Here is a 13,719-nt window from a genome sequence, read left to right on the forward strand (position 1 = left end):
AATAGTAGGATTTGATGGTGATTATGATAGAAATGATGAATATAGACTATATATTGATAGTGATTATGACCCTAATGCAGTAAGAAGAGATGAATATGAAAAAAACAACGAAGCTGATGATGCTTCTGAAATAGATGTAGAAGAAGGTCGTAGAGAAGAGATATATGGTACTATACATCATGAAGATGATGTAGACTGGTATGAGTTTGAGGTAGATGGATATTCGGATTTAGACATAGAGCTAAATAATATTCCTAGAGACTGTAATTATGATATAAAGCTATATAGAAAAGATGGAAGATATACAGATCTTATTGAGTCTTCAAGGAGAAGTGGAGATAAAAGTGAAGATATAAGAGAAACTGTTGAAAAGAGTACTTATTATGTGAAGATTTATGGAGATGGATATGATGATTTTGATGTAGAAGATGAATATGAGTTGGAGATAAGGTATAGGTATAATGATGATGATAGCTATTATGCCCCAGATGGAGGAGTGTGGGTATCGGATAAACGAGAGGCTACCGATGAACAAAGACGATATAAAAAATGGTATTCCTGTAGAATATATATCCCTGCTTATGCAATAAAAGCATTAAAGTTTGATAATAGTATGGAAAGAAAAGATTTTATAAATTTAAGTGAATTTATGACAGTAGGAGGAATAACAACATTTTTTGCAGAGAAAATGGCTAAAAAGGTACCAGCCTTTGTCGGATGGGCAGGAGCTTTTTTTACAGTTGCAGGAGGAGTAATGCTTTTAAGTGATTTTTCAGACACAGAAACATATAATGATTTTTTAGACACAATTCAACCTGGTGGAGAAGGTACAAAAATTTATCCAGTTTGTCTTACAATTCAACCTGGATTTGAAGAGCTGAGGGGAGGCTATGAAGTTAAAGTATGGCGTAGATGGAATGAATATCCTAGAATCCCAAAGGCAATTGATGGTCAACTTGGAGAATTAGAAGACAGAGAGCTCGATAAAGACGATGTGGAAGATTTGATTCCAGAGTAAATATTTAAGTGAAATAGAGTTAATCTTTAAGGAGGGGGAGAATGCTTGATTATGTAATGTTAGGAATTGTATATGTATTAGCACCAATAGCTTTTTTCATAATATTAATGAGAGAGATAAAATTTAAAAATAAACTATATAAGATAAAAGATGAAACCAAATCAGATAGCATCATTTTAAAAATTAATTCTAATGAACTTATATGGGGACTAAATATTATAGTTATAGGACAACTATACAATCTTTATAGCACTAAGTGGATAGTTAAAATTCTTATATCTATTTTATATATTGCATTAGTAATAGCACTGCATATAGTATATTTGACACAAAATTTCTATATAGTAAAAGAAGGGATACTATGGAAAAACGGATTCATCAATTGGGAAGATGTTATTTCTTTTGAGATAGAAGAGGCACTAGATCCTTTTTATAAGCATTATCATTTAACTATTAAATATATTAATGAAAAAGGAAAAGAGACCCAGAGAAGGCTTAACATAAGAGAAAAGAAAGAAAGAACTGGTGAGATTGAAGAAATTTTAAAAAGAGAGATATATGATAACTAAGATTAATAGTATAAAACAGCTACTCATAAAAATGGTGGGTAGTTGTTTTTATATGCTTTTTATGTAACAGAAACCGAATTACCATAAGGGATCTGTAATTATATGGTATAATAAGTCAAATAGTACTATTTCAATCAACACTATAAAAAGGAGAATTCTTGTGAAGTTAAATAAATATGTGAGAAATATGGAAAAAACAATTGAAATTATATTTTTAGTCTTTATAGGAGGGATTATATCATGGCTTTGTGCCAATGCTGTAGTGAACTATGTTGAGGGAATGGGCAAAAATGAATATAGTATTATGATAGGAGGTTTAGGAGGAGGTTCAATAGGCATTATTTTTATATCTTCAATAATGATGAATTCAATAGAAAAGATTACAGATAATCGTTATATACAAATATTAAGTATCGTTTTAACTGCTGTTGTATTGTTATTACTATTTAAATATATAGGCTCTTTAGACATGACCTTAGAAAGGGTTAAATAAAAAAGCATAACGTACTATAATCTGGACTGAAAAATTCAAGTGAAATAACAAAAGAGGCTGGTAATAGAAATAGAAAAAATAAACTATTTATATCGAGATAACAGTATCTGGAGTAGAATGTATCCGATATGGTAATGGTAGATATGAAATCCTTTGATGAAGAGGAACATAAAAAACTTACAGGGAAAGGCAATGAAATAGTTATTGATAATATTAAGTATTTAGCTGGTATAGGAAAACTATACGAAATTAGGGCAGTTATAGTGCCAGAGGTTTTAGATAACTATAATAATGTTAATAATATAAGTAAATTAATATCTTCTTTAGATAGAAATATAAGATATAAATTAATAAACTATAGACCTATAGGAGTTAGGAAAGATATGATAGAAAATGACACTCCTTCAAATGATGTGATAAATAAGTTGGAAAATGTGGCGAAGGATAATAGGTGTATTAATGTAGTTATAGTGTAGCTCCTATAAGGAGCTACACTATAACTACGTTTAGGAACTATAACCTGCATGTATAGGGTGCCACCTATATATATAGGTCATATGTAGGGGTTAGGCATGCCTAGCCCGGTTTTACAGCCATAAAATATCAGGTAATAAAACCCTTTTTAGCAATAGTGAAAATGAAACAAGTTAAAAAGGGTTTTTTATTATGCAAAAAATAATAAAATTCACCAAATATGCACTAAAAACAACCAAATATAGTGAAATATTTGACTTTTTTTAGCCCAAATGTATAATTATGTTACTTTCTAGGAGGTTATGGTGTACACTAATGAATAATTAAATACAAGGGGGAAATGTGTATAATGAAAAATAATATTAAAAAGATCATAAGTTTGTTATTAGTGTTTTTTTGTAACATTTGCAGTAACTTCAAATGCGTGGGCTACTACTATATATGAGTATGGCCAAAGGTCAGATAGAGGCAGTAGACCATTTAATAGGGATTCATTGCCAATAGATATAGAGGTTGATAAAGATGAAGGTAAAAATCCTATAGCTAAATTTGTACTTAAAGATAAATCTTTTAGAAATGATATTGTAAGATTGGTAATAGGAGAACAAGATGGAAAGGGAATATTCTACAATGATATGATTTTTTATGATGAAGAAATAGTTTTAGATAATTTAGAATATAATGAAGAGTATTTTTTACAAGTAATTGTAAAAAATGGTAATGGTGATATAATAGAAACATATACAGGTAATTTTATTATTGAAAATAAACCATCTAGGCAAGTAGAAATTTCTAATACAGAAAAAACAAACTATAAGAAATATACAGAGGTTCATGAAAATAAGGACAGAGATTTTCCAAGGGATAATGATAAAAATAGCATAAACTCCTCAATATATAGAGCTTCTGGATATGGTTACATGGAAGAAAATGAATCAAATGATGAATTTGAAGATGCTAATATCATAGAGAGCAGGGTTTATAAAGTTATAGGTACAATAGATAGTAGAAGAGATGAAGATTTTTTCAGGAAAACATTTGCACAAGATGGTACAATGGATATGGAATTAGTTGTACCTAGGAATGAAGACTATGATATTTATGTTTATCGTATACATGAAGATGAAGAAAGAAGAGCTAGAGTTAGAAATGATTTAGAAAATGAATGTGAACTAATCGAGAAAGGGAAAAAAGGAGAAGGTACCGTAGAGGAACTAAGAAATATAGAAGTAGATAGGGAGTATGTATATTATATAAAAATAGTAGGATTTGGAGGAGATTATGATAGGAATGATGAATATAGACTATATATTGATAGTGATTATGACCCTAATGCAGTAAGAAGAGATGAATATGAAAAAAATAACGAAGCTGATGATGCTTCTAAAATAGATATACGAGAAGGTCGTAGAGAAGAGATATATGGTACTATACATCATGAGGATGATGTAGACTGGTATGAGTTTAGAGTAGGTGGCTATTCGGATTTAGATATAGAGTTAAATAGGATTCCTAGAGACTGTAATTATGATATAAAGCTATATAGAAAAGATGGAAGATATACAGATCTTATTGAGTCTTCAAGGAGAAGTGGAGATAAAAGTGAAGATATAAGAGAAACTGTTGAAAAAGGTACCTATTATGTAAAGGTTTATGGAGATGGATATGATGATTTTGATGTAGAAGATGAATATGAGTTGGAGATAAGGTATAGATATAATGATGATGATAGTTATTATGAACCAGATGGAGGAGTTTGGGTATCTAGTCATAGAGATATGACAGATGAACAAGTAGAGAGATCCTATTATTCAGAAATAATTTATATTCCAGCTGATGTAGTAGATGAATTGATTCAGGCGGATGCATATACAAGACAGAATTTGATAACATTAGGTACGGGTATTACATTAGGAGGAGTTGCAACAGAAAAGGTCTTAGCTAAAAAGTTAGCTGATTTATGTCCTAAATTACTTAAATGGGGAAGTCGTTCCTTTACGTATGTGGGACTAGTTCTTATAGCAGCCGATATAGCTAAAAGACATAATCATAATAAATTTGTAGACGCAGCAAGACCTGATGGACCCAATAAAGATACTTATCCTGTTTATTATGAAGTTGAACGCAGATACAATCATAAAGAAGGATGGTATATAAGAACACCTGGAACTTGGCATATATGGGATGATTACCCCTATATACCTAAAGCTATAGACGGGCAATTTGGAGAATTGAAAAATAAAAAGTTGGATGAGGACGATGTTCGTGATTTGTTACCTTAATCGCAAAAAGAATTTATTTTCTTATAGTTGGAGAAGGTAACCATTTGCATGCATCAACCTGCATGGCAGCCTAAAATATAGGCAACAACTATACTTAGGCTGCCTTTATAAAATGAGCTCATGTAGGTAGAGGCTCTATGTCATTGGTAAATTGGGTATCAAACAATTATGTGTTTTGAAATATCTAATAAGACAACTATCCTGCCAAACACCGAAAGTGCCTCTAAACATATTATACGAGGGGGAATGTTATGATAAATGAGGTTATACCCAATAGTATTTATAATATTTTCATATTTTTAAGCTTTGACTTAGTACCTATTTTACTGACAGTAGAACTATTACAAAAATTGAAATTGAGAAAAAAGTATAGAAGTTTAGAACAGAGAATAGAACTGAATAATGTTATCATGAAAGTTAATTCTAATAAGTTTCCAGGGTTTTCTGATATTTCGGCTATAGTGGCATTGATACTATCTGTTTTTTATAGTAATAGAGTATTTGTAAAAAATTCATTTATTATATTAATAATATTGATAGTAATGTTCAATATATTAGACATAACGCAAAATTTTTATATAATACGAGATGGTATAATATGTAGATATGGACATATTTATTGGGATAATATTAAGTTATTTGATATTAGAGAAGGAGAAGTTACCTTTTATAGAGAGTTTACTTTAACATTAAAATACGATGATGGAAAAGAAAAAAATATAGAAAAAACAATGATTATAAGAGAAAAGAAAGAAAAAATTGATGAAATAAAAGGTGTTTTACAAAGAGAAATATATAATAAAAAAGGATAACAGGTCAAGACAACTACTCATTATTTTTTATAATCGAAAAATTTTAAATAATTTAGAATATAATAAAAAATATTTTTTACAAGTAATTGTAAATAACGGTAATGGTGATATAATAAAAATATATACAGGTAATTTTATTATTGAAAATAAACCATCTAGGCAAGTAGAAATTTCTAACACAGAAAAAACAAACTATAAGAAATATACAGAGGTTCATGAAAATAGGGACAGGGATTTTTTAAGGGATAATGATAAAGATAGCATAAACTCCTCAATATATAGAGCTTCTGGATATGGTTCCATGGAAAAAGATGAATCAAATGATGATTTTGATGTAGAAGATGAATATGAGTTGGAGATAAGGTATGATTATAAAGCACAGGAGATATATGCACCAGAAGGTGGTAGGTGGGTGCCTGATAGGGGATCAAGTGGTCCGGATGGATTAAATAGACAAGTCAGGCAAATAACATACTTACCTTATGATATTGCAGTAGCTTTAAAAGATACCATGAATAATATAGAGGTTGTTGATTATTTAGAGGCATTTGCTGAAGGTGTTGTTACCAATAGTGGATTAATGCTTTTAAACCGTATTTTAGACCTTGATCCTACTAAAGCTACAAAGGTAATCCAATTAGGGGTTAGTGTGTATGTCGGAGTTATAAGCTTTGCAGCTGATAATGCGGACAGAGAAGAATTACAAGAGGTTATAAATAGAGCAGATGAAGATGAAATGATAAGAATAACAACTACGATTGAAACTAGATACGGACCTTTACCAGGATCTACTCCTACGACTAGGAGACTTAATTATTATGAAGTATGGCCTTCTAACTACATTGAGGGTGAAATAGGATACAAGGGAGATTTTGACAAAAACGAATATTTACCTTGGGATATTGATGAAGAATCCTTAGAAATCATGGAAAAAATAAAAAGAATGAATTAAAAAGCTAGTTTGAATTTTAATTATTTCCAATTGAGTTTAATTATATTTTCATCTTAGAGATTACCCATCAAAATATAAAATATTTTGATGGGTAAATAACTACACTTGGATTATAATAAAATAAGTTAAAATATGACTTTAAAAGAAGGGATTAATGTATGAACATAAATAATTACATATATAAAGTTAAAAAATACATAAAATTCTTGGGCATAATAATTTTTGGGGGATTTTTACTATGGCTTTGTGCTAGCTTTCTAGCAAGTTACATAACAAAAATAGAAAATCACATGTATGAGATTATAGCCATTGGTGCAAGTATAATTTTTATAAATATTATGTTTATGTCTTTAATAATAAGAAGTTCAATAAAGAATATTGTATCAAACAAATACCTGCAAATGCTAGGAGAGATTTTTATTATTATTATATTTATTGCATTGTATAAATTTATGGGGATTCTTGAAATAAGCATAAAATAGATTTGAATTGAGGTAAAGCTTAAGAGTTAAGTGCATAATCATCAAAGTAAAATATTTTAAAAATGGATTTTTTATTCTATATATATTATTGCTGGGGGAGCTATATTATGGGTATGTAATAACGTAATATTGAGGTATACTGATACTATAAATAATACAGGAACGGAAATGATAATGGGGGTATTTTTATTTGTCGTAGTACTCATAGGGTGTTTCGTATTTGGTATAATGCAATCTGCCCTTAAAGAAATTACCTCTAGCAAGTTACTCAGCTATTTAGGTATTTTTTTAGTAAGTGTAGCTGCTGTAATATGGTATTATGTACTTGGAAGCTTTGATATAGTCTTACCAAGTTAATAAAAATACTATTTAAAATATTAGATATAAAAAATGAGATTAGAAATACTTTTTCAGAAAAGTTATAACTAAGAAATTATCAAAACGACTAATCATATAAAAGATGCAGGGGAAAAGGAAAAAAGGGAGATAGTAAAGGATATAAGAAAGAATAGTGAGGTGATAAATATGGCTGGTAGAATGTTAGAAGAACTAAGTGCAGATGAAAAAGCAAGGCAATTGTATCTAGCAAGAGAAAAGGCATTATTAGATCAAAAGTCAGCAATGGTATATCAAAAGATTAAATTAAAAGAAGCTGAAGAAAAGGGAATGCAAAGAGGATTAGAAAGAGGATTAGAAAAAGGTATAGAAAAAGGTAAAAAAGAGGAAAAAATATTAGTAGCCAGACAAGCATTACAAAAAGGAATAGATATAGATACAGTGGTAGATATAACTGAATTAGATAGAGAGGAAGTTGAGAAACTAAAGGAAAGTATAGAAAAAGGAAGTAATACAAATTAATAGTTAGGTAGTTATTCTTATAATAAAAAACCCCTTTTTAGCAATGATGAAAATGAAACAAGCTAAAGGGGTTTTTTATTATAAGAAAAAATAATAAATTTCACCAAATATGCACTAAAAACAACTGAATATGGTGAAATGTTTGACTTTTGAGTGGGCTACTACTATATATAAGTATGGTCAAAGGTCAGATAGAGGCAGTAGACCATTTAATAGGGATTCATTAGACCAATGTTTAAAACTATGATGAGTGATGGGGTTACTGCCTTCTGCTTCAGATGAAAAAGTATAAGCGAACTTTCCATCTTTATTTGGATATGAGAAATTAATTTGTATGCAAACAATATCACCACCGTATCTATCATCATGAAATTTCTGTAGTTCTGGGAATATTTGTGGTGATAGAAAAAACTTTTTTGTTTCATTAAAAACTTCACTAATTTTTTCTAAGGGAACATTCTTAGATTTATCTAACTCATAATATATATAAGTGTTAGGACTAATACCACTAATTGCAAGGTCTGTAATAAAATCGTGCTCTGCAATAATATTTTTTTGAAATTTTTAAAACTTTCTAGTTGCCATCCATCGTTACCCGTATAAAATAAGTCAAATACACCTAAGATAAAAATAGTAAGTAAGACTGCTAGAATAATCTTTTTTATGACTTTCAACGGGCACCTCCTTAAAAAATACTTAATTTATATTTTTTTTAAATAATTCCATATATTAATTATATTATATAATGAACTTTTTGTATATCATAACATATAGATTTATTTTTTAAAAGTGGCGAGGAAAAGGCTTTTAAAATTAGCCACACAGTAGTTATTTCAAAGCCTTAGGCCTATTAATAGGTTAATGAGAAAAGTGGTTATATTGCTGAATATAACGATTAGAAAGGAATAATGAGAAAAAGTAGCTTAGATAAGCAATTTTAACTTATCTAAGCTACTTTTTTACGTTAAATTTGAAGTTAATTTCTATATTAATATAAAGAATCTAATATAGAAACTTTATGCAATAATTAATAAAGTCGCTGAGAAAATAATAACTAATATAAAAATATGCTTTATTAGCTTATACTTTCTATTAATAGTATATAAATCTTTCTGAAAAATTTTAAGCCCTTCTGTACTAGTAGTGAAAATAATATCAAAATTCATTTTTAAAAGCTGAGAGTTTTTGACAACTAATGATAAATTCTTTTTGATTTTTTTAATCTGAAGATTTTGATTTTCTTAAATATATTTCCATTCTTTTCAAAGAGTAGATATATTGTAAGATCTCATTCTTTGAACCTTTTAAATTTGTAATTTTAAATATAACTAGACCAATAACTGAAGAATAAAAAAAGCCAATCAATAGGTTTATTACAATATCGTTGTGAATGAATAATGCTAGACTTCTAATTTTTTTCATCCCCTTTTTAGTTAATAATGATATATATACTTATCACACTATTATTTGAAAAACTTGGTAAATATTTAAATTACGTTAAAGTATTCTTTAAAGATTTAGAATAAAAATTAGCTCTGGTTTTTCTATAGGTATTTAGCCCCCATAGAATCGTTAAAAATATCGTATATAAATAAGGAGGTGTATTTGGTATAGTATGTTGATAGGATATATAGTATAGTAGTTTGCTCATTATACCTATGCCAAATATGCAACCTAAATATTAGGGTGCAATATCCCCCTAATATTGGCATATAAAAAAATAGTTAAAAATACATATAAAGGTTGGAATTTAAACAAACAACAACAGTATTTTGAATCGTATTTTAAACTAATATTTTAAATACTTTTAAATTAGTGTTTTAAGTCAAGACACACAGATACCATTCAAAATACGATTCTCTAAATTCGATATAAAATACGAAGCAAAATACGAATATTATTATAATTAACCTTATCATAATTGATAATTAAAACTTTAAAATTTTGTTCATTTCAAAGTTTTAGTCGCAAAACCTACGTTTTATCTAGTTGTATATATTCCCAATATACCCACTTTATGATATACTGATGATATCAGTCAAACAAAGACTTACTAGTATATAACTTATACTCTCATAGGAGATGATTTTTCAATGGGTAAAAAGTGTTTGATTTTCATACCACTTATATTTTGTGTTGGGTTAATAGTATTTTTAAGTAATAAATATAGATTTGATAATGTTATTTCTCCTACAGATATAGAGAAACCTAAAAATTGTATAGCTAATTCCGAGCAGTACCTAAGAAAAATATGGGTTGTTGATGATTGGGATGGTGGGGCATACTATTATTCTTCCTTTTTTATTTCTAAAATAAATAATAAAATTTTAGACGGAAAATTCTCTATTCATTCAATAGCTGAGCCTGATTTTTATTTCTACTCACTTGAACCGTCAAAATATTTAGGGAGCTTGTATGGCACAATTAATAATGGAGAAGCTGAATGTCACTTTAATGACAAAGTAGGAAATAAAGGCAATGTAAAACTTATTTTTGAAGAAAGTGATAAAATTACAGCTACAATAGAGTATACAGATAAGGGAGATATTTACGAAGATTTGTATTTAGATGGAACCTTCTCTTTTAGACCATATAACCTAGATGATATAGACAATTTTACTGTTCTTAAAGATCATTCTTTTGCAGTAGATTTAAATTCTTGGGGCAATGTTAATTTTGTATCTGGAAAAGTCGATACTGGTAGAGTTATTCACCCCGTAGCATACTTAACAAATAAAGATAATGATATTTTTTATAGCATTGACGTGGCATTTAAAACTGGTTCAGAAATCAACGACGTTAAAATAGTAGATATAAATAACGATGGTTTAAAAGATATAAAGATTGTTACTAGCTTTATCGGGGATCCAGAAATTGACCCCATAACATTTACATTTCTTCAAGATGACGATGGATTGTTTTTTAGCCCTTAATTAAACATTAGAAAAACTCCTTTTTATCAATAATTATTGATAAAAAGGAGTTTAGTTTTTCAATCAAGCATAGCTTTAAATTATAGCTAGCCGTGGATGTGAGTATGGAGGTATATACATAAATAATATTAAAAAAAGACTTTAAAGCATATAAGGGAGTGGTAAACATAGAAAAAATCATTAAAATACTATCAGTCGTTTTATTTATAATTGTATGTATTTTCTTAGTAAGTCGGGTTGTAGACCAAATTCCCCCAAAAGGGACATTTGAAAAAGTTAAAGATTAAAGAGATTTCTAAAAGACCTTATATGGGAGAAACTGATGTAATATATTCTGTGTATTTTTTGATTATATATCTTTCATGATATAATATGAATATGTTTCACTAAAAATATTTCATTTGAATTAATTTATTTTTTAAAAAGAGAATATTTCCGCAACAAATTAAAACGAACGTTGAAAAATACAAGGTATCAAATGATTTCTTGATAGTATAATTTGACCTTTAAATCAAAAAAAATAGAGGTGCTTTAAAATAAAAAGATAAAACTACTTTTTTAATTAACCTATTTATAACTAAACATGATAATGCTTCAATAACTTAAGACTTTAAAAAATATCGAGCTAAGTAAAAATTTAAAATTCAAAAAAATTTCAATTATATAGGGGGCATAAAAAAGATGAACAAATTTATTTTAATTGGTATTAAGATATTATCTATTATTTTAGTTATAAGTATTTGTATTTTTTTGATATCGGAAATCTTAGACGCAATTCCAGATGAAGGAACTTTCGACGATTTAATATTTGAAGGGTTTAAAGATGATATTAAGTTTGATTCTATAAAAATATCCCAAAGATATTTTTCTTCTGAAAAGGGATATGAGGATATATCAAAACGAGATACAGATTTAGATAAAATTTCTGAACTCACTAGTTATTTACGACAGTTAAAAATTAAAGAACTTTTACAAGCTCCTTCAGCGGAAGGTAATCTATATTATGATATTTACTTGGTCGATAGAAGCTTAGAAAGAAAGTCAATTTCTATAAAGATTTTTTCTAATTTTATTGAAGTCAACAAAAGATTTGAAATTGAAGATCGTGTAAAGAAAATACATAAAGAATATAAAATTTTAAATGATAAAAATTTTATGGACTTTATAAATAATTATTTCAGATCTATTTCTAAAGACAAAAAAACTAAAGGGTAGAATGTTTAACATTCTACCCTTTAGTTTTTTATTATGATCTTACTTCAACATACCTACCTCTTTCATAACGATATGCTTTTTCTATAACTTTGTCACTAGATAATTGTTTAGAAAATTTTTTCATAATAGGATCAAATTTATTAGAAAAAGTAAAGCTTCTTTATCTCCATTTTTTGCCTCTTTTATAATTTGGAACAACTTTTGTCGCAAAAGAACACCTCCGCATTAAAATGTTGTTCACAAATTAACAACGAAAATTAACGTCAAAAGTAAATGTTACACAGCAAATTATCTCACTCTTTAAAAGTCAATTTATTTCTACCTAAAACTTAAAGAAAATATGAGAAATAAATCAGATTATTTAATCTAACATCCATTGATCATGTAATGTTCTAAAACATCTCTCGATTTTGCCCTCGGACTCTGGAGAATACGGTCTAGCATAACAAAGAATGGTACCTAGATTAGCACATATAAATTGCATTTGATTGCTTTTATAAACTTTTCCATTATCAACAAAAAGTTTTTTAGGGATTCCTCTTTTGGCTACGCCATTTTTAAATACTGATAAAAGCGATAAAAAGTCATCCTTAAAAAAAAGCTTCACAGTGAATAATAAGTCTACTAGCATCGTCTAAAATTGCAATAATATAAGTTTTCCTTTTTTTATCATCAATATTAAGATAGGGTCCCACTGAAATGTCAAATTGCCAATACTCATTAGGAAACTCAAATTCAAAGGCCCTCCTGTCAGTAGATTCGAGTTTTTTAGTTGCTAAATTCGACTTAGATATAAATCTTTGTACTGTTGATAATGATATTTCATCATAGGATACATAACCTTTGGCTATTAACTCTTGATAGATTGATTTGGCTGAAGATTTAGGATTATTTAACTTCGATCATATGATAAATTCTTTAGCTTCATTAGGTATTTTCCTAAGCTTTCCTTTATCTGACCTAACGTTAGGATATAGACCGTCTATTCCATACTTCCGATAAAGGTGTAGCCAGTCTTTAAGGGTTTCAGGAGTATACTATTTTTTTAGTCCCTTTGGAGTAATGAAAGGTGGTATATTACTTGATGGTGTTTTTTTCTGTTGGAATGATATTAGATCTTTTGATATCAAAAAAGCAACATTTCTTTTTCAAATAATTTTATTTCAACTATTAAGTGTATGGGGAAAAATGGTGAAGACATAGAACAGACATTTAACATAAGAGAAAATAAAGAAAAAGTTAATGAAATAGAAAGAATTTTACAAAAGGAGATATACGATAAAAAGAAAGATTGATAGGCTTAAAATAACTACTCATAAAAATGATGAGTAGTTATTTTTTTAATAGTAGGAAGGGAATTGCCATAGAGATTCTGTATTTATATGGTATAATAAGGTAAATAATGCTATTTGAATTGGTGCTATAAAAAGGAGAATTTTTATGAAGTTAAATAAATATGTGAGAAATATGGAAAGAAACAATTGAAATTATATTTTTAGTCTTTATAGACCAGCTAGTAAAAGTCAAGAGTATTTAAGTGAAAAAATTTAAATTCTCTAATATTAAATTTATGCACGACAAAAAGACCTTTGAAAAACACGAACAATGGCCAAATTTAGGCTTTTAAAATT

The 13,719-nt window shown here is 28.2% G+C and carries 12 protein-coding genes and 1 pseudogene; 12 read left to right on the plus strand and 1 reads right to left on the minus strand.

Going from position 1 to position 13,719, the window contains the following annotated elements; genetic code table 11:
- From V6137_RS18880 to V6137_RS18935, 12 genes are all read left to right on the plus strand, one after another.
- Positions 1-1,018 (plus strand): PPC domain-containing protein (locus tag V6137_RS18880; protein ID WP_425449533.1); only part of this gene is annotated, 1,018 nt, incomplete at its 5' end.
- A gap of 41 nt (positions 1,019-1,059) precedes the next feature.
- Positions 1,060-1,587 carry a hypothetical protein gene (locus V6137_RS18885; RefSeq protein ID WP_425449534.1) on the plus strand — a complete coding sequence of 176 codons (528 nt, stop codon included), beginning with the start codon at positions 1,060-1,062 and terminating at the stop codon, positions 1,585-1,587.
- 160 nt (positions 1,588-1,747) lie between these two features.
- The gene (locus V6137_RS18890) at positions 1,748-2,080 is read left to right on the plus strand and encodes a hypothetical protein (protein ID WP_425449535.1); all 333 of its coding nucleotides are present in this window, start codon (positions 1,748-1,750) and stop codon (positions 2,078-2,080) included.
- A gap of 128 nt (positions 2,081-2,208) precedes the next feature.
- Complete coding sequence (locus V6137_RS18895) at positions 2,209-2,556, plus strand: radical SAM protein (protein WP_425449536.1); 348 nt, start codon at positions 2,209-2,211, stop codon at positions 2,554-2,556.
- A 492-nt stretch (positions 2,557-3,048) separates the two neighbouring features.
- A complete protein-coding gene (locus V6137_RS18900) occupies positions 3,049-4,836 on the plus strand; it encodes a PPC domain-containing protein (protein ID WP_425449537.1) in 1,788 nt (595 codons plus the stop codon).
- Between the two features lie 251 nt (positions 4,837-5,087).
- Positions 5,088-5,648 carry a hypothetical protein gene (locus tag V6137_RS18905; RefSeq protein ID WP_425449538.1) on the plus strand — a complete coding sequence of 187 codons (561 nt, stop codon included), beginning with the start codon at positions 5,088-5,090 and terminating at the stop codon, positions 5,646-5,648.
- Positions 5,611-6,600: a hypothetical protein gene (locus V6137_RS18910; protein WP_425449539.1), complete on the plus strand. Its 990-nt coding sequence runs from the start codon at positions 5,611-5,613 to the stop codon at positions 6,598-6,600. The genes V6137_RS18905 and V6137_RS18910 overlap by 38 nt, the downstream gene beginning before the upstream one ends.
- 158 nt (positions 6,601-6,758) lie before the next feature.
- On the plus strand, positions 6,759-7,082 hold the full coding sequence (locus V6137_RS18915) for a hypothetical protein (RefSeq protein ID WP_425449540.1): 324 nt from the start codon (positions 6,759-6,761) through the stop codon (positions 7,080-7,082).
- Positions 7,083-7,211: 129 nt separating this feature from the next.
- Positions 7,212-7,439: a hypothetical protein gene (locus V6137_RS18920; protein WP_425449541.1), complete on the plus strand. Its 228-nt coding sequence runs from the start codon at positions 7,212-7,214 to the stop codon at positions 7,437-7,439.
- A 168-nt stretch (positions 7,440-7,607) separates the two neighbouring features.
- Complete coding sequence (locus V6137_RS18925; protein ID WP_425449542.1) at positions 7,608-7,940, plus strand: RpnC/YadD family protein; 333 nt, start codon at positions 7,608-7,610, stop codon at positions 7,938-7,940.
- Positions 7,941-10,033: 2,093 nt separating this feature from the next.
- Positions 10,034-10,873 (plus strand): hypothetical protein, encoded by an 840-nt coding sequence (locus V6137_RS18930; RefSeq protein WP_425449543.1) that lies wholly within the window; start codon positions 10,034-10,036, stop codon positions 10,871-10,873.
- Positions 10,874-11,554: 681 nt separating this feature from the next.
- The gene (locus V6137_RS18935; RefSeq protein ID WP_425449544.1) at positions 11,555-12,088 is read left to right on the plus strand and encodes a hypothetical protein; all 534 of its coding nucleotides are present in this window, start codon (positions 11,555-11,557) and stop codon (positions 12,086-12,088) included.
- Positions 12,089-12,990: 902 nt separating this feature from the next.
- Here the strand turns inward: V6137_RS18935 and V6137_RS18940 are convergent.
- A pseudogene (locus V6137_RS18940) lies at positions 12,991-13,110 on the minus strand (helix-turn-helix domain-containing protein); the annotation flags it as partial.
- Positions 13,111-13,719 lie beyond the last annotated feature (609 nt).

Origin of the sequence: Dethiothermospora halolimnae, assembly GCF_037577855.1 — a bacterium.
GTDB lineage: Bacteria > Bacillota > Clostridia > Tissierellales > VENL01 > Dethiothermospora > Dethiothermospora halolimnae.